This window comes from Nocardia sp. XZ_19_385, from assembly GCF_015355755.1.
Classification (GTDB): Bacteria; Actinomycetota; Actinomycetes; order Mycobacteriales; family Mycobacteriaceae; genus Nocardia.
Map to the genome: position 1 here is coordinate 1,359,309 of NZ_JACVEE010000002.1, position 16,469 is coordinate 1,375,777.

The 16,469-nt window shown below is 66.9% G+C and carries 18 protein-coding genes; 11 read left to right on the forward strand and 7 right to left on the reverse strand.

From position 1 onward, the window contains the following. Positions 1–44: 44 nt before the first annotated feature. Entirely contained in the window at positions 45–1,841 is a 1,797-nt protein-coding gene (leuA, locus tag IBX22_RS18985) for a 2-isopropylmalate synthase (RefSeq protein ID WP_194816869.1), read from the reverse strand. Between the two features lie 283 nt (positions 1,842–2,124). Between leuA and IBX22_RS18990 the strand changes: the two genes are divergently transcribed. The 4 genes from IBX22_RS18990 (at position 2,125) to IBX22_RS19005 (ending at position 7,257) form a co-directional block, all read left to right on the forward strand. Further along, positions 2,125–2,892 (forward strand): sulfite exporter TauE/SafE family protein, encoded by a 768-nt coding sequence (locus IBX22_RS18990; RefSeq protein WP_194816870.1) that lies wholly within the window; start codon positions 2,125–2,127, stop codon positions 2,890–2,892. 86 nt (positions 2,893–2,978) lie between these two features. Next, positions 2,979–4,652, forward strand: a complete 1,674-nt coding sequence (locus IBX22_RS18995; protein WP_194816871.1) for an alpha/beta hydrolase — start codon at positions 2,979–2,981, stop codon at positions 4,650–4,652. A gap of 112 nt (positions 4,653–4,764) precedes the next feature. Then, on the forward strand, positions 4,765–6,387 hold the full coding sequence (locus tag IBX22_RS19000; RefSeq protein ID WP_194816872.1) for a GMC oxidoreductase: 1,623 nt from the start codon (positions 4,765–4,767) through the stop codon (positions 6,385–6,387). Positions 6,388–6,456: 69 nt separating this feature from the next. Further along, positions 6,457–7,257 carry an ion transporter gene (locus IBX22_RS19005; RefSeq protein ID WP_194816873.1) on the forward strand — a complete coding sequence of 267 codons (801 nt, stop codon included), beginning with the start codon at positions 6,457–6,459 and terminating at the stop codon, positions 7,255–7,257. Position 7,258: 1 nt separating this feature from the next. Here the strand turns inward: IBX22_RS19005 and IBX22_RS19010 are convergent, their stop codons facing one another. Continuing rightward, positions 7,259–8,470: a low temperature requirement protein A gene (locus IBX22_RS19010; protein WP_194816874.1), complete on the reverse strand. Its 1,212-nt coding sequence runs from the start codon at positions 8,468–8,470 to the stop codon at positions 7,259–7,261. 81 nt (positions 8,471–8,551) lie between these two features. Then, positions 8,552–9,034, reverse strand: coding sequence for an SRPBCC family protein (locus tag IBX22_RS19015; RefSeq protein ID WP_194816875.1), 483 nt, complete (start codon positions 9,032–9,034; stop codon positions 8,552–8,554). A 303-nt stretch (positions 9,035–9,337) separates the two neighbouring features. Here IBX22_RS19015 and IBX22_RS19020 point away from each other — a divergent pair, with 303 nt between their 5' ends. Then, positions 9,338–9,688, forward strand: coding sequence for a spore germination protein GerW family protein (locus tag IBX22_RS19020; protein WP_194816876.1), 351 nt, complete (start codon positions 9,338–9,340; stop codon positions 9,686–9,688). Here the strand turns inward: IBX22_RS19020 and IBX22_RS19025 are convergent, their stop codons facing one another. Both IBX22_RS19025 and IBX22_RS19030 read right to left on the reverse strand, forming a co-directional pair. Then, complete coding sequence (locus IBX22_RS19025) at positions 9,689–9,880, reverse strand: DUF1918 domain-containing protein (RefSeq protein WP_194816877.1); 192 nt, start codon at positions 9,878–9,880, stop codon at positions 9,689–9,691. 50 nt (positions 9,881–9,930) lie between these two features. Further along, complete coding sequence (locus IBX22_RS19030; protein ID WP_194816878.1) at positions 9,931–10,503, reverse strand: TetR/AcrR family transcriptional regulator; 573 nt, start codon at positions 10,501–10,503, stop codon at positions 9,931–9,933. A gap of 74 nt (positions 10,504–10,577) precedes the next feature. Here IBX22_RS19030 and IBX22_RS19035 point away from each other — a divergent pair, with 74 nt between their 5' ends. Both IBX22_RS19035 and IBX22_RS19040 read left to right on the forward strand, forming a co-directional pair. Beyond that, a complete protein-coding gene (locus IBX22_RS19035; protein ID WP_194816879.1) occupies positions 10,578–11,150 on the forward strand; it encodes a dihydrofolate reductase family protein in 573 nt (190 codons plus the stop codon). Between the two features lie 34 nt (positions 11,151–11,184). Continuing rightward, complete coding sequence (locus IBX22_RS19040; RefSeq protein WP_194816880.1) at positions 11,185–11,769, forward strand: dihydrofolate reductase family protein; 585 nt, start codon at positions 11,185–11,187, stop codon at positions 11,767–11,769. Here the strand turns inward: IBX22_RS19040 and IBX22_RS19045 are convergent. Next, on the reverse strand, positions 11,766–12,173 hold the full coding sequence (locus IBX22_RS19045; protein ID WP_194816881.1) for a YjbQ family protein: 408 nt from the start codon (positions 12,171–12,173) through the stop codon (positions 11,766–11,768). The genes IBX22_RS19040 and IBX22_RS19045 overlap by 4 nt on opposite strands. 177 nt (positions 12,174–12,350) lie before the next feature. Here IBX22_RS19045 and IBX22_RS19050 point away from each other — a divergent pair, with 177 nt between their 5' ends. The 4 genes from IBX22_RS19050 to IBX22_RS19065 are packed head-to-tail and all read left to right on the forward strand — an operon-like array spanning position 12,351 to position 15,791. Next, complete coding sequence (locus IBX22_RS19050) at positions 12,351–13,616, forward strand: aspartate kinase (RefSeq protein WP_194816882.1); 1,266 nt, start codon at positions 12,351–12,353, stop codon at positions 13,614–13,616. A gap of 3 nt (positions 13,617–13,619) precedes the next feature. After that, the gene (locus IBX22_RS19055; protein ID WP_194816883.1) at positions 13,620–14,654 is read left to right on the forward strand and encodes an aspartate-semialdehyde dehydrogenase; all 1,035 of its coding nucleotides are present in this window, start codon (positions 13,620–13,622) and stop codon (positions 14,652–14,654) included. Between the two features lie 60 nt (positions 14,655–14,714). Then, positions 14,715–14,861 carry a hypothetical protein gene (locus tag IBX22_RS19060; RefSeq protein ID WP_194816884.1) on the forward strand — a complete coding sequence of 49 codons (147 nt, stop codon included), beginning with the start codon at positions 14,715–14,717 and terminating at the stop codon, positions 14,859–14,861. An 18-nt stretch (positions 14,862–14,879) separates the two neighbouring features. Continuing rightward, a complete protein-coding gene (locus tag IBX22_RS19065; protein ID WP_194816885.1) occupies positions 14,880–15,791 on the forward strand; it encodes an aminotransferase class IV in 912 nt (303 codons plus the stop codon). Here the strand turns inward: IBX22_RS19065 and IBX22_RS19070 are convergent. Continuing rightward, entirely contained in the window at positions 15,786–16,409 is a 624-nt protein-coding gene (locus tag IBX22_RS19070; RefSeq protein WP_194816886.1) for a TetR/AcrR family transcriptional regulator, read from the reverse strand. The genes IBX22_RS19065 and IBX22_RS19070 overlap by 6 nt on opposite strands. Positions 16,410–16,469 lie beyond the last annotated feature (60 nt).

The window sequence follows — 16,469 nt, forward strand, 5'->3', positions numbered from 1 at the left end:
AGGAAAGGCCCGAATGCCCCGAACACCCGGGCCTTTACTGTCCCTTAAGAAGCGCGGTTGACCGCGGACACCACGGCCCGCAGCGAGGCGGTGGTGATCGAGGTGGCGATACCGACGCCCCACACCACCTTGTCGCCGATCGCGCACTCGACGTAGGCCGCGGCCTGCGCGTCGTCACCGGCGGACATGGCGTGCTCGGAGTAATCCAGCACCCTTACCTCGTAGCCGACATTCGCGATGGCGTCGACGAACGCGGCGAGCGGGCCGTTGCCCGCACCCGTGATCTCCTGCTCGACACCGTCGACCTTCACCACCGCGCTGATGGAGTCCACCCCGCCGTCGGTCTCGGACGCGGTGACCTTCTGCCGGATCCGTTCCAGCGGCCGGATCGGCGACAGGTACTCGTCGGAGAAGACGTCCCACATCTCCTTCGGGGTGACCTCGCCGCCCTCGCCGTCGGTGATCCGCTGGATCGCCTGGGAGAACTCGATCTGCAACCGGCGCGGCAGCACCAGCCCGTGATCGGTCTTCATGATGTAGGCGACGCCGCCCTTGCCGGACTGCGAGTTGACCCGGATCACGGCCTCGTAGGTGCGGCCCACGTCCTTCGGGTCGATCGGCAGGTACGGGACCTCCCAGGTGATGTCGTCGACATCGGAATCCGAGGCGTCCGCAGCGGCTTTCATGGCGTCCAGGCCCTTGTTGATGGCGTCCTGATGCGAACCGGAGAACGCGGTGTAGACCAGGTCGCCGCCGTACGGGTGGCGCTCGGCCACCGGCAGCTGGTTGCAGTATTCGACGGTGCGGCGGATCTCGTCGATATCGGAGAAGTTGATCTGCGGATCGATACCGCGGGAGAACAGGTTCATGCCCAGGGTGACCAGGCAGACGTTGCCGGTGCGCTCACCGTTGCCGAACAGGCAGCCCTCGATGCGGTCCGCGCCGGCCTGATAACCCAGTTCGGCGGCAGCGACTGCGGTGCCGCGGTCGTTGTGGGGATGCAGCGACAGCACGATGGACTCGCGGCGGGCCAGGTTGCGGCTCATCCACTCGATCGAGTCGGCGTAGACGTTCGGAGTGGCCATCTCGACGGTGGCGGGCAGGTTGATGATCATCGGCTTGGCCGGGGTCGGGGCGATGATCTCGGTGACCGCGTCGCAGACGTCCTTGGCGTAGTCCAGCTCGGTGCCGGTGTAGGACTCCGGGCTGTACTCGTAGCGCCAGTCGGTGTCCGGGTACTTCTTCTCGATCTCCAGGCACAGCTTCGCGGCGTCGGTGGCGATCTTCTTCACGGCGTCGCGGTCGGCGCGGAAGACCACCTTGCGCTGCAGGATGGAGGTGGAGTTGTAGAAGTGCACGATCACGTTCGCGGCGCCGGCACAGGCCTCGAAGGTGCGCTCGATCAGTTCGGCGCGGCACTGGGTGAGCACCTGGATGGTGACGTCGGCCGGGATGGCGCCGTCTTCGATGATCTCGCGGACGAAGTCGAAGTCGGTCTGGCTGGCGGCGGGGAAGCCGACCTCGATCTCCTTGTAGCCCATGCGGACCAGCAGGTCGAACATGCGGCGCTTGCGGGCCGGGCTCATCGGGTCGATCAGGGCCTGGTTGCCGTCGCGCAGGTCGACCGCGCACCAGCCCGGGGCCTTGTCGATGATCTTGTCCGGCCAGGTGCGGTCGGGCACCGTGATGGGCTCGACCTCTTCGGCGTAGGGCCGGTACCGGAAGGCCGGCATCGAGGAGTTCTTCTGGGTGTTCCAGGCGGGCTGGTCGGCGGGGGCGGGCTTGGACGGCGCGGTGATGGTGCGCGCGTTGCCCGATACGAAGGCGTCAGCGGAAGACATGCGATTTTCTCCAGGGTGTGGTGGCTGCATCCAATTGAGGGAGCGCGTTATGGAGTCGACCGACGCGGCGAAACCCCGCGACGGGGGGCCGGTCTGATCAGACCCCGTCGCGGCGGTCGAGAAGAAGCGTCCGCTGCATGATGATCAGGAGTTTACCGTGCGGTGACCGGACCGGGAAAGGCCGGTCCCGGTTGCTGCCCGCAAGCGGGCAAAAGGATAGCGTCGCTCACGAAACGAACGCTTGTACGGGGCCCAGCCCCGACGGGACGTGAGGAAACGTCAAATGACCTGGCTAGAAATGTTTGCCGTCTTCGGCGCGGGAATCGCCGCGGGCTGCATCAACACCATCGTGGGTTCGGGAACCCTGATCACCTTCCCGGTTCTGCTCGCTCTCGGTTTGCCGCCGGTGACCGCGAACGTGTCCAACACCATCGGCCTGGTGCCGGGCGGCGTCAGCGGCGCCATCGGTTACCGGAAGGAATTGGCCGGGCAGCGCGCCCGGCTGCTGAAACTCGGGTCCGCGTCGCTGATCGGCGGCATCACCGGCGCGATCCTGCTGCTGCGGTTACCCGCGGACGCGTTCAAGGCGATCGTGCCCGTGCTGATCATCGCCGCCCTGATCCTGGTGATGGTGCAGCCGCGCCTGGCCCGCTGGGTCAAGCAGCGGCGGGAGAGCAACAATGTCGCCCCGCCCGCGCACGGCGGCCCGATCCTGCTCGCCGGTATTTTCGCGGCGGGCGTCTACGGCGGATACTTCGGCGCGGCGCAGGGCGTGCTGCTGATGGGTCTGCTCGGCGTCTTCGTACACGAGGACATCCAGCGTCTCAACGGCGTGAAGAACGTGCTCGGCCTGATCGTGAACGCGGTCTCCGCGGTCATCTTCATCGTGATCGCCACGGTCGACTGGCGGGCCGCGGCGCTGATCGCCGTCGGCTCGATCATCGGCGGCCAGCTCGGGGCGACCGTGGGCCGCAAGATGCCGGCGAACGTGCTGCGCGGCGTCATCGTGGTGGTCGGCACCATCGCCGTGGTGCGATTGCTGATGTCCTGAAGGAGAAAGGTCTAGGGGTGCGTTCAGGAGGATCTCGTCATTAAGGATGATGACGCCCAAGGGCCGTGGGGCACACCATGATCCGTATGCGTGCAAGCAAGCTGGTGGTCCTGGGAGTGCTCGCGGTCGCGCTGCCCGTGCTGAGTGGCTGCGGGCTGTCGGCACAGCGGGATTCGGCGGTGACCGGATTGGTCGCCGAGGCCGACGCCGCACCGGCGCCGCAACTGGATTGGGCGCCGTGCGCCGACGCCGAATTGCGCCGATTCCACTGCGCGGTGGCCAAGGTGCCGCGCGATTACAAGCAGCCGCACGGGCCGGTGCTCGAGTTGGCGCTGGTGCGCCAGCTCGCCACCGACCCCGAACGTCGGATCGGCACGCTGTTCACCGCGGCGGGCGGGCCGGGTGGGTCGGGGCTGAACTGGGCCCGCAAGGGCGAGATGTATTCCGGGGAGATCAGCCGCCGGTTCGACGTGATCACCTTCGACCAGCGCGGGATCGGGCGCAGCGCGCAGGTGCGCTGTTTCCCCAATGCCCAAGAGCAGGAACGGTTCTGGCTGGCCGCCACCATCCCGCCGGTGAATCCGGAGCAGGAGGCGGCCACCGAGCGCGCCAGCCGCACGCTCGCGGCGGGCTGTGCGGCCCACAGCGCCGACCTGTTGCCGCACTTGACCACCGTGGACGCCGCCCGGGACATGGATCTGCTGCGCCGGGCCCTCGGCGAGGACAAGATTTCCTACGCCGGGGGCTCTTACGCAAGCTATTTGGGGCAGGTCTACGGCGCGTTGTTCGGTGATCGAGTGCGGGCGCTGCTGCTCGGTTCGATGATCGATCCGGAGGTCTACACCGGGGACACCCGCCGGCAGGTCACCGATACCGCGGTGGGCACCGAGGAGGTGTTCGGCGAATTCCTGCGCCTGTGCGCCGAGGCCGGCCGGTTGCGTTGCAGCTTCGCGGGTGGGCCGGATCGGACCGAGGAACGCCGGGGTCAGGGCAGTGCGCAGCCGACCGAGGTGGGCACCAGCGCGCCGGCCACCGGTAACCCGACCACCCCCAGTCCGGCGCTGGAAGCGAAAAAGGCTTTGCAGCAGCGGGATTCGGCGCTGATGGACCAGCTCGTCAAGGGCCCGATCACGGTCGGGGAGCGGGAACGCGCGATTCAGGTCCACCACACCGAGGTCATGCAGGCGCGCTCGCTGCTGCTCTACGACTCCGAAGAGGGCTGGCCCGCACTGGCGCAGCTGCTGACCGAACTGGAGCGGGGCGCGGGCGGCAACTCCGAGACGGTGCGGGCGATCCTCGCCAGCGGCGTCGACTGGGACTTCCTCGACTCCTACACCGCGATCACCTGCGCGGACAACAGCATGTTGCGGCAGCCGGAGCAGTGGCCGGCCATCGCCCGCGAATTCACCGGCGCCGCAGCGATGTACGGCCCGTTCTGGCTGTACCAGCATCAGCCGTGTGCGGCCTGGCCCGCGTCGGCCGAGGGCTACCCCCAGCGGTACACCGGCCCGTGGACCCTGAGCTCCGACAAACCGGCGCTGTTGATCAACAACCGCTACGACCCCGTCACCCCGCTGGTGTTCGCGCAGCGGGCGCAGCAGGAAATGGTGAACGCCCGCCTGGTCGTCGTCACCGACGGATACGGCCACGAACCCGGCGGCGACTGTGTCAGCCGCCTGCATGAGCGTTACCTCGTCGACCTGCAACTTCCGGCCCCCGGCGCGACCTGCGAGGTGAAGACCCAGCCGTTCGTCGACTGATTTCTGGCAGCGGCCGGGGAGCCCGCCCGAAATTGGCGGGCCGAGCGGTTGGGGCGGGCCATGTCTTCCAGGTAATCTGCGCTCGGCCATGCGTGATGAGGGAGGTGGCCTGGTGCGTAGACGTGCGCTGTTCAAGGCGGCGGGTGTTGCCGCGGTACTGGGTGCCGCCGGGCCGACGCTGAGTGCGGGCACGGCGCGGGCCGCAAACCCGTCCGGGCCTGGGCAGTTCCAGCAGTGGGTGCCGGAAATCTTTGCGCCCCTGGCGGATCCGCCGGAGCACACCGAGGCCATCGTGGTCGGTTCCGGCTTCGGCGCCGCCGTCACGGCGCTGCGACTAGCCCAGGCGGGTATCGCCAACACCGTGCTGGAGCGCGGCTCCCGGTGGCCCAGCGATCCCTGGCGGGAGATCTTCACCGGCGACGATCTGCCCGACGGCCGCGGTTTCTGGCATCGCACCAGCTTCACCGGTGTCACCAAGGTTCCGATGGCGTTCACCAAATTCGGTGGCGTGCTGGACTGCACGAACTATCCGGGCATCGATGTCTGGCGCGCGGCGGCGGTGGGCGGCGGGTCGGTGATCTTCACCGGCGCCATGGTGGCCCCGGAGCAGCGGTTCTTCGATCACGTCTTCGGCGGCGTCGTCGACTACGGCGAGCTGGACCGCGTCTACTACCCGCGGGTGCGAGAGATGTTGCGGCTCAGCCCGATTCCGGCCGACATCTACAATTCCTCGCCGTTCACGCATTCGCGGGCCTGGGACGATCAGGTGCGCAAGGCCGGCTTCCAGCCACAGGCCAACGACTCCATCTTCAACTGGGATGTGCTGCGCGCCGAATTGTCCGGCGGCGCACGACCTTCGGCGACCGCCGCGCGCAGCAACCTGGGCAACTCCAACGGCGCCAAGTTCGACCTGAACCAGAACTACCTGAGATACGCGCAGGAGACCGGAAGGTCGGGGGTCTACCCCGGCCATCGCGTCGACGCGATCGCGCAGGAAGCATCCGGCCGCTTCGTCGTCACCGTCAGCAAGCTGGCTCCCACCGGCAACGTCCTCGGCACCCGCACCCTCACCTGCGACAAACTCTTCCTCGGCGCGGGCTCGGTCGGCACCTCCGAGCTGCTGGTCCGGGCCCAGGGCACCGGCGCACTGCCGAACCTCAACGAACATGTCGGCGACGGCTGGGGCACCAACGGTGACGTCGTACTCGCCCGTGGCGCAAGCCATTTGGCCGGTCTCGGCCAGGGGGTGCCGAGCGCCAGCCGCATCTTCGACGAATCGGGCCTGCCGATCACGTTGGAGAGCTGGTACATCCCCGGCATCCCGTTCGAAACCGGCGCGCTCGCCTCGCTCGGCATGGTCCTCGACTCCACCCGGACCCGCTTCGGCTACAACAAGGCCGCCAACTCGGTCGGCCTGACCTGGTCCACGCGCAACCGCGACGAGGTGGTCGGCGTGGCCCGCGCCGTCGACCGTCGCATCGCCGAAAAGGCCGGCGCCATGGTCGAATACAGCGCCCTCGGCTACGACGCCAACGCCCTTTTCACCGCCCACCCGCTGGGCGGTGCGGTCTTGGGCCGGGCCACCGACGGCTACGGCCGGGTGCACGGTCACCCGGGTCTCTACGTGATGGACGGCGCGGCCATCCCCGGCAGCACCGGCACCGTCAACCCGTCTTTGACCATTACCGCGCTGGCGGAACGCAACATCGAGGCGATCATTCGCGCAGGGCGCTGAGGATCCGGCGCGAACGGGGGAGTGCGGATTAGGCTCAGCGGGACCGTTCGGCGTTGAAGGGATCCTTCTGTGGGTGCTCGTGTTGTCTACCCGCGTAAGCCACTGCCGCTGTGGGCCGATGTCCTCATGCTGGCGCTGGCCGTGGTTTCCGTCTCGCTGCTGGTCTGGATAACGTTCTGGTCCGTCGACGAGAACACCCGGCGCACGGTCGTTTCCGTCGATTTCGCGATCTGCGCGGTGTTCGCGATCGAGTTCGGCTGGCGCTGGGGCCGGGCGGGCTGGCGGTGGACGTACCCGTTCCTCTATTGGTACGACGTGCTGGGCCTGGTCCCGGTGACCAGCCCCTGGCTGCGTGGTTTCCGTCTGCTGCGGATCGCGGTCATCCTTGCCCGGCTGGTGCGGGCCGCGGATCGGGCTTTCGCCGAACCGGTCGTGACGGCGGTGGTGAACCGATTCCTGCCGACCATCATCGAGCTGACCAGGCGCCCGATGACGATCGCGGTGATGGACGAGGTGGCCCATGTCCTGCGCACAGGTCACTACACCCGCAATATCGCCGCGGCGCTGGCGGAGAACCGCGCCGAGATGGACGCGATGATCGTCGAGTTGATCAAGAGCGATCCGCAGGCGGGCAAGGTCCGCTACATCCCGTTCCACGACGACATCCTGCGGCTCGTCGCCGACACGGTCTTCCGCATTCTGTTCGGCGTCCTCGCCGATCCGCGCACCGATGAACTGGTCTCCGACGCCATCCGCGAGAACGTCGATCAGATCCGCGACGCGGTGCACGCCGGCGTGCGGGTGGCACCTTCCGCCTACGGCCCGACCGCCACCGAACACACGGTGGCGCACATCCTGCGGAACGCCTGACTCACGCCCCGTGCGCGTGCCGGATCTGCTGGCGCGGTTGCGCGTTGCGCACCGTTTCCCAGCCGACCAGGCAGACCAGCACGAGGCACAGCAGCCCGAGCGAAGCCAGCGCGGGCAGTGCCGTGGCGGGCGCGATCAGCGCGAGCAGTACCGCGACCGCGACCACGTTGGACAGCGTGACATGCCCGGTCGCGGCGTATTTGAAGCCGACCAGCCCGGTCAGGTACAGCACGACACCGCCGTAGAGCGCGAACAGCGGAATCCCGTAGAGCGCGTCGGTGAGCGAATGATGCGAGGCGTCGCTGACATACGACAGAACCTTCTTGAGTCCGAGCGAGAGCCCGATGATGCCGACGATCATCGGGAAATGCCAGTAGGTGTAGCCGTCCTGCGCGATCCGGACCTGTCGCTCCTTGTCGGAATGCGCGAGCGCGTGCTCGGCCGACAGCGCCGCCGTATCGAAGTAGCTCCACCACAGCAGCCCGCACACGGCCAGCCCGAGCATCGACCCCACCGTGATCGGCCACGAGATCGGCTGCCCGGCCACCCCGATGCCGATCGAGACGATGGATTCGCCCAGAGCCACGATGATGATCAGCCCGTAGCGCTCGGAGAAGTGCCGCGCCGAGCGCACCCGCCACTCCAGCCCGGCCAGCCTGGTCCAGATCATGTCACCGGCGATGGCGCCGATCCACAGGCAGATCTGCACGGTGCCGGAGGTCATCGCCGCGATGATCAGCAGGGTGGTGCCGATGGCGATGGACCCGATTCCCCACTTGGTCACCTGTGCGCGCAGGGTCGGATCGTCCGCGGTGCCCATGATGTACACGCTCAGATGGACCACCCGCACCACCAGGTAGGCGATGGCGAAGACGAGCGGGCCGCTCCAGCCGCCGGGCGCGTCCTGGAAGGCCTCGGGGATGGTGAGCGCGGCGATGAACCCGCCGCCCATGGCCACGAACATCGCGAGCCGGGTGAGTCCCTCGTCGGCGCGCACCGTGTTGGCCAGCCAGGAGTAGGCGATCCACACCCACCACATCACCGCGAGCACCAGCAGTGCCCGCAACATGTTCTGTGCGCTGGTCGGTTTCGCGGCGATCGCGGTGACCATGGTGAAGGCGAATACCAGGACCAGGTCGAAGAACAATTCCAGCTGGGTTACCGAGCTGCCTTCGGCCATCGGCTGGAACCGAACGCGCTTGCTACCGATCATGGCGCCTATCGTCGCACTTCGTCGTGCTGCGTGCGCTCCGGAGATGTTGCGGCCGGAGCGATTTCGCTCACGGCGTTACGGCTAGCCCTGGTCGGTGTAGACCGGGTCCAGATAGGCCCCGTAGGTGTCGGCCTCGGGGTAGCTTTCGGCGAACTCGATGAAGTTCTCCACAATGGTTTCGTGCCAGCGCTGCTGGGTGCGCTTCATCAGCAGCCCGGGCAGCGGGATCTTGGTCTGTAGTTCCGCGTGGTACCAGACCTGTGTCTCCCCGTCGCCCTCGGTGACCTCGAACCAGCCGCCGCCGCGGATCCCGCGCGAGCTGTCGACGATCTGCCAGGTGACCCGGTCCTCGGTCCAGCGCCACTCCAGAGCCTGCAGGTCGGAGCTGCCGTGGACGTCGGCGGTCACGTAGATCTTGGTCGGCCGGCGATCTTTGTCCCGGGTGGCCACGCGCGCGTCCTGGTACGACGACCATTCGGGCAGCATCTCGACGTTCGCCAATGCTTCGAACACATGCGCCGGTGTCGCATCGACGGTGAAGTGAATATCTATTTTCGTGCGCATGCCAAACCTCCACCCCCCGTAAACCAACTCGGCCGATTGTGCACAGGCGTACACCGAACGTCAACCAAGCAGTCTCTTCCGGGCGACCCCGCTATCCAGGGGCAAAACCCGAAGTCCTTCGGCGCGAATGGCTTCCACGACGCCCGGTGCGCCAGAACTCGTACCGCTCGCCGCGGCCGGATCTACGATCGATGCGGGGGGCCGGTCGCCGACGACACCTCGACGGCGACCACGCCTTCGCTAACGCTCAGTTCTTCGTCGCGCCGACCACCCGGGGCAATGCTCACAACAAGGGAGTTCGCGATGAAATACGCAGATCTGCTGGCCCAAGCCACCGACACCATGGCCGTGCGCCGGATATTCGGCGAACCGCATCAGGTCGACGGCGTGACGGTCATTCCCGCGGCGGCCATCGGCATGGGCGGCGGTGGCGGCGGAGGCGGCGGCCGGGACGCCGAGGGCGAAGGCAGCGGCGAAGGTGAAGGCGTCGGATTCGGGCTGGGCGGCAAACCGGTCGGCGCCTACGTGGTCCACAACGGCAAGCTCACCTGGCATCCGGCGATCGATGTCAACGCGATCATCGAGACGGCAGGCAAGGTCCTGATCGCGGGGATCCTCGCCTTCGCCTGGGTGGCGGGGCGCAAGAAGGGTTAGTCAGTCGGCGTCAGCGGGTTCGACGACCGCATCCGGGCCGGGGTAGACGAGCGATTCGTGCCCGTCGGTGTACCGCACGACATACGGCGGCGCGCCCTCCGGGCCCCGGACCTCGATGATCTCGCCCTGTCGATCCCCTTGCCCCACCACGTGTCCGTGCACGATGAGCCGGTCTCCGACATTCGCCTGCATGCACCGATTATCGAAGGCCGCGCGGTGGCGGCGCAGGCGTTTGGGCGCATTCAGGTAGTGATGAGCCGGTTCACCGCCTCCTCGATCAGGTGCTGGCTCTCTTCCTCGGTGAATATCTCCGGCAGCGTGAGCCGGTCCACGATCAGCCAGTTCAGCGCCAGATAGAGCAGGACAACCGACTCCTTGTCGCCGGGCATCCCGGATTCGAGGTGGTTGCGCACATTGAAATCGAGATCGGCGCGCACCCGTTCGTTCAGCACCTTGCGCAGTTCCGGCCGCCGGGTCGCCTCGAGCCGCAGTTCCAGTAGCGCGAGGTAGCCGGTGCGGAAGGCCTCGATCCGGCCGACCACCTCTTTCATCAGCGCGACGATGTTCTCGCGCGTCTTCGGCCCGTCCGACAGCTGGGCCATGGTCGCCGCGCTCGGCTGCAGCCGCTCGTAGAAGCGCGCGCCGGTCTGGGTCAGCAGATCGTCCCGGCTGGCGAAGTAGTTGGAGGCCGTGCCCGCGGGGACGCCGGCCGCTTTGTCCACCGCGCGAAATGTCAGTCCGCGGGCTCCGTCGCTGGCCAGGACCTCGATGGCGGCGTCGACCAAAGCTTGCCGTCGTTCAGGGTTGGTCCGCATCTTGACACCACTCCGTTCGTAGTACTACATTCCTAATCACTTCGGACAGAGTACAACAGATGAGGCGGTTCACAATGCGAAAGCTTGTCTACTACGTTGCGGTGTCGCTCGACGGATACATCGCGGGTCCGAACGGCGAATACGACTTCTACCCCTTCGACGCCGAACAGATGGCCGAGCTCAACGCCGAATACCCGGAGTTCGTCCCCACCCACCTCCGCCAGCACGTGGGGATGGCTGTGGATGAACTGAACAGGCACTTCGACACGATCGTCGCCGGGCGCGGTACCTGGGAACCCGGGCTGTCGGACGGCGTCACCAGCCCGTACGCCCATATGAAGCAGTACGTGGTCTCGACATCGCTGCGGCTCGACGATCCGCAGGTCGAGATCGTCACCGGCGATCCGGTCGCTCTGGTGCAGCGGCTCAAGAAAGAAGAAGGCCTCGACATCTATCTCTGCGGCGGCGGCAACCTCGCGGCGCAGCTGCTCGGCGAGATCGACGAGATGATCATCAAGAGCTACCCGGTAGTCGCGGGCGGCGGCATCTCCGTGTTCGCGGGGGAGTTCTCGCCGACGCTGTTCGCCCCGGTCAAGCGCAAGGAATACGGCAACGGAGCCCTGGTCACCTGGTTCACCCGCGCCTGACCACCCTTCTCCAGCAACGAAAGCAGGTCCACCCATGCGAAAGCTCACCTACTTCGTCGGCATGTCCCTCGACGGCTACATCGCCGGCCCCGGCGACGACATCTCCTTCTTCGATCTGTCGCCGGAATTCCTGGCCTGGGTCAGCAGCGACTATCCCGAAACGCTGCCCGGCCATCTCTGGCCGCACTTCGGTGTCGCAGCGGATACCTCCCCCGCGCATTTCGACACCCTGGTCATGGGCCGCGGCACCTACGAACCGGGCCTGGCGGTCGGCATCGCGAGCCCGTACCCGCACATGAAGACCCAGTACGTCCTGTCCACGACCTTGGGCAGCATCGATGCGCCGGGCGTCGAACTCGTCCAGAGCGATCCGGTCGGGTTGGTCCAGCGCCTCAAGAAAGAGGACGGCAAGGACATCTGGCTCGCGGGCGGCGGCAAGCTCGCCGCGCAGCTCATCGACGAGATCGACGAACTGGTCATCAAGAGCTACCCGTGTATCGCGGGCGAAGGCACTCGCGCGTTCACCGGACAGTTCAACCCGACCCAGTTCGAACTGAACCGCCGCAAGGACCTCGAGGGCGGCATCCAGGTCAGCTGGTTCCACCGCAAGAACGGCTAGCCACCGAGGAAGGACAGGCGCACCTGGCGGTCCGGGTTGTCGACATTGAGGTCGACCAGCGCGATGGACTGCCAGGTGCCCAGCGCCAGCTCGCCGCCGAGCACCGGCACGCTCGCGTAGGGCGGAATCAGCGCGGGCATCACATGCGACCGCCCGTGCCCGCGCGATCCGTGCGCGTGCTGCCAGCGATCGTCGGCGGGTAGCAGATCCCGCAGGGCGGCGAGCAGGTCGTCGTCGCTGCCCGCGCCGAGTTCGATGATCGCGATACCGGCGGTCGCGTGCGGCACGAAAACATGCAGCAGGCCATCACCGCCGACCTGCTTCGCGAAGGCCGCGCACTGCGGTGTGATGTTCTGCACGACTTCTCGATTGCCCGTCCGCACATCGATCAGTGAGCTCTTCATGAGTCCATCATTCCCCGGTGTACGCGGCGAATCGGACACCCTTCCCAGGGACACGCGAGAGTATGTGTGACTGTGCGGATTTCCACAGGTGGGGGAGGTAGCGGGAAATCGCGCGCACCCCGGCCGGTACTCTAGGTGGCTGTTACCAGCTGTTAGTCGATTTTGGAGGACCTTCTCGTGGCTCTCGTGGTTCAGAAGTACGGAGGATCCTCGGTGGCGACCGCCGAGCGTATCCGGCGCGTCGCTGAACGGATCGTAGAGACGAAGAAGCAGGGCCACGACGTGGTGGTCGTCTGCTCCGCGATGGGTGACACCACCGACGAACTGCTCGATCTCGCCCAGCAGGTGGCGGTCACGCCGCCGCAGCGCGAGATGGACATGCTGCTCACCGCGGGTGAGCGCATCTCCAATGCGCTTGTCGCCATGGCCATTCACTCGCTCGGCGCCGAGGCCCGCTCGTTCACCGGCTCGCAGGCCGGTGTGATCACCACCGGCGCGCACGGCAACGCGAAGATCATCGACGTCACCCCGGGCCGCCTGCGGGAAGCGCTGAACGAGGGCACCATCGTGCTCGTCGCCGGCTTCCAGGGCGTCAGCCAGGACACCAAGGACGTCACCACGCTCGGCCGCGGCGGCTCCGACACCACCGCCGTCGCGCTCGCCGCCGCGCTGGAAGCCGATGTCTGCGAGATCTACACCGATGTGGACGGCGTCTTCACCGCTGATCCGCGCATCGTCTCCGACGCCCAGAAGCTCGAGCAGGTCTCCTACGAGGAGATGCTGGAGATGGCGGCCTGCGGCTCGAAAGTCTTGATGTTGCGCTGCGTCGAGTACGCGCGCCGCTACAACGTGCCCGTACATGTGCGCTCGTCCTACACCGACAAGCTGGGCACCTACGTTTACGGATCGATGGAGGACATCCCCTTGGAGCAAGCAATCCTCACCGGCGTCGCGCACGACCGCAGCGAGGCCAAGGTGACAGTGGTCGGTCTGCCCGACGTTCCGGGCTACGCCGCCAAGGTGTTCCGTGCCGTCGCCGACGCCGAAATCAATATCGACATGGTGCTGCAGAACATCTCCAAGGTCGAGACCGGCAAGACCGACATCACCTTCACGCTGCCCAAGAGCGACCTCACCTCGGCCGTGGAAATGCTCACCAAGCAGCAGGACGAGATCGGCTTCTCGCAGATCATCTTCGACGACCACATCGGCAAGGTCTCGCTGGTCGGCGCGGGCATGAAGAGCCACCCGGGCGTCACCGCCAAGTTCTGTGAGGCGCTGGCCGCGGCCGGCATCAACATCGACCTCATCTCCACCTCCGAGATCCGGATCTCGGTGCTGGTCAAGGACACCGAGCTGGACGAGGCCGTGCAGGTGCTGCACAAGGCCTTCGATCTCGGCGGCGACGAGGTCGCCGTCGTGCACGCGGGAACGGGGCGCTAGGACATGGGAATTCGAGTAGGCGTCGTGGGCGCGACCGGTCAGGTCGGCGCCGTCATGCGCAAACTGCTGGAGGAGCGCAACTTCCCGGCCGACGAGGTGCGGTTCTTCGCTTCCGCGCGCTCGGCCGGTAAGAAGCTGCCGTTCCGCGGCCAGGAGATCGTGGTCGAGGACACCGAGACCGCCGATCCGTCCGGCCTGGACATCGCGCTGTTCTCCGCGGGCGCCACCATGTCCCGGGTGCAGGCCCCGCGTTTCGCCGCGGCCGGCGTCACCGTTATCGACAACTCCTCGGCCTGGCGCAAGGATCCCGAGGTCCCGCTGGTCGTTTCCGAGGTCAACCCGGAAGCCACCCGCAACCTGGTCAAGGGCATCATCGCCAACCCGAACTGCACCACCATGGCGGCCATGCCGGTGCTCAAGCCGTTGCACGAGGAGGCGGGCCTGCAGCGCCTGATCATCTCCAGCTACCAGGCTGTTTCGGGTTCCGGCCTGGCCGGTGTGGAGGAACTCGCCTCGCAGGTGCGCGCCGTGATCGGCGATGCCGAGAAGCTGGTGCACGGCGGTAATACCGTGCAGTTCCCCGCGCCGAACAAGTACGTCGCGCCGATCGCGTTCGACGTGATCCCGCTCGCGGGTTCGCTGGTTGATGACGGCAGCGGCGAGACCGACGAGGATCAGAAACTGCGCAACGAGAGCCGTAAGATTCTCGGTCTGCCGGAGCTGCTGGTGAGCGGCACCTGCGTGCGCGTCCCCGTGTTCACCGGGCATTCGCTGTCGATCAACGCCGAATTCGCCAACCCGCTGTCGGTGGAGCGCGCGAAGGAGATCCTCGCGAGCGCCGCGGGCGTGCAGCTGGTCGACGTGCCGACCCCGCTGCAGGCCGCCGGTGCCGACGAGTCGCTCGTGGGTCGGATCCGCCAGGATCCGGGTGTGCCGGACGGCCGCGGCCTGGCGTTGTTCGTCTCCGGCGACAACCTGCGGAAGGGCGCCGCGCTCAACACGATTCAGATCGCGGAAGTGTTGCTCAGCCAGCGCTGATCGCGCAGCTCGCCGGAAAATCATTGGACGGCGACGGGCTGTCCGTCGAATCATGTAGCCATGGTTCAAGATCTGAAGCAAGCAGAGCGGGATCGGGAAGCCTACGAACAAGCCCGCAGGGAAATGGAAGCATCGTTGAACGCGGCCGGGCCGCTGCTCACCGATCGCTACTGGTGGAGCGGCAACGCGGCCGTTCGGCGTAACTGAAACTGATAGCCTGCGGCGATGGCGAATCCGTACCCCCAGGTGTATCTCGGTGATCGACTCGTACCCGCCGAGGCGGCCCACGTCAGTGTGGCCTCCTCGGCGGTGCTGTACGGCCTGAGCGTCTACACGGTCTTTCCCGTCTTCGTGGCGGGATCCGCCCGCACCGCATTCCGGCTGGAAGACCACTTCCGCCGGATGGAAGAGTCCTGCAAGATCATCGGGATCGATCGCTTCGCGCAGGAGTGGGATTTCGACCGCTTCCGCGCCGCGGCGGTCGAGCTGATCGCGGCCAACGAACTCACCGAGGACGTCTTCGTCCGCGCCACCGTCCATGTGGTGCAGTCGATTCCGGGCACCCGCGTGCGTGGCTGCGACATTCAGGTCAGCATGTTCATCTACCCGGCTACGCCGATCGTCCCGCAGCACGGCATGCGCCTGAAATCCAGTCCGTGGCGTCGCATTCCGGACAACGCGATCCCGTCGCGCGCCAAAGTCAACGGCGCCTACGTGAATTCGGTCCTGGCCAAACAGGACGCCATCGACAGCGGCTACGACGACTGCATCTTCCTCGACGGCAACGGTCACGTCTGCGAACTCTCCGCCGCCAACATCTTCCTGGTCCGCGGCGGCACCCTCATCACCCCCGACGTCTCCTGCGACATCCTCGACGGCATCAACCGCCGCACCATCCTCACCCTGGCTGCCGAGGACGGTATTCCCGTCCAGGAGCGCACCGTCGATCTCACCGAGCTCTACATCGCCGACGAAGTCTTCGTCACCGGCACCTCCGCCGGCTGCGCGCCCGTCACCGAAGTCGACGGCCGCACCGTCGGCGCCGGCAAGCCGGGCCCCATCGCCCAGGCCCTGCGCAAACGGCACGCCGACGCATTGCGCACCGACGAAGTGCACGGGTGGGTCAGCTCGCTATAGCCGTTCCAGCGTGGCGATCGAGGCGAGGAACAGCTCGACGTTGTCATGCACGAATTTGTCGCGGGGATAGGGCAGCGACTGCTGGATCCACGCCGTAATGGTTTCGCCGAAGGCGCCGACGAGGAACCGCGCGGTCAGATCGACCGCGGAATCGTCGGCGCCCGACGTCATTTCGCGCAGCACGGCCGCGAAGGCACGGGAGATGTCCTCGGAACGCGCCAGTCGGCGCCGGGCCACCGCGGGATGTCCATACGCCTTGGTGGACAACAGTTTTCCTTTGGCGGGCGCGGCCAGGAAGAAATCCACCATGGCTTCGACGACCGCGCCGACCTTGGCCCGCCGTTCGGGGGCCGCCGCGGCGACCGCGCTGTCCACGGCCGCGGTCAGCTGTCGGACGGCGAGTTCGAACGCCGCGCCCACCAGGTCGTCCAGATCCTGGAAGCTCTCGTAGACGAACCGGGTCGACAGTCCCGCTTCCTTGGCGACCGTGCGGACCGTCAGCCCGGTCGGCCCCTCCAGGGCCATCACCGCGAAAGCTGCCTCGAGCAGCTGTTCCCGGCGCATGGCCCGCCGCTCGTCGGCCGACACCCCGCCGTAGGCCCGCGCCTCCTTCGTCATCCCGCCATCTTGACACAGATGTTTCCTGAATCTAGCTTGAATCAAGAGACAACTGATTCC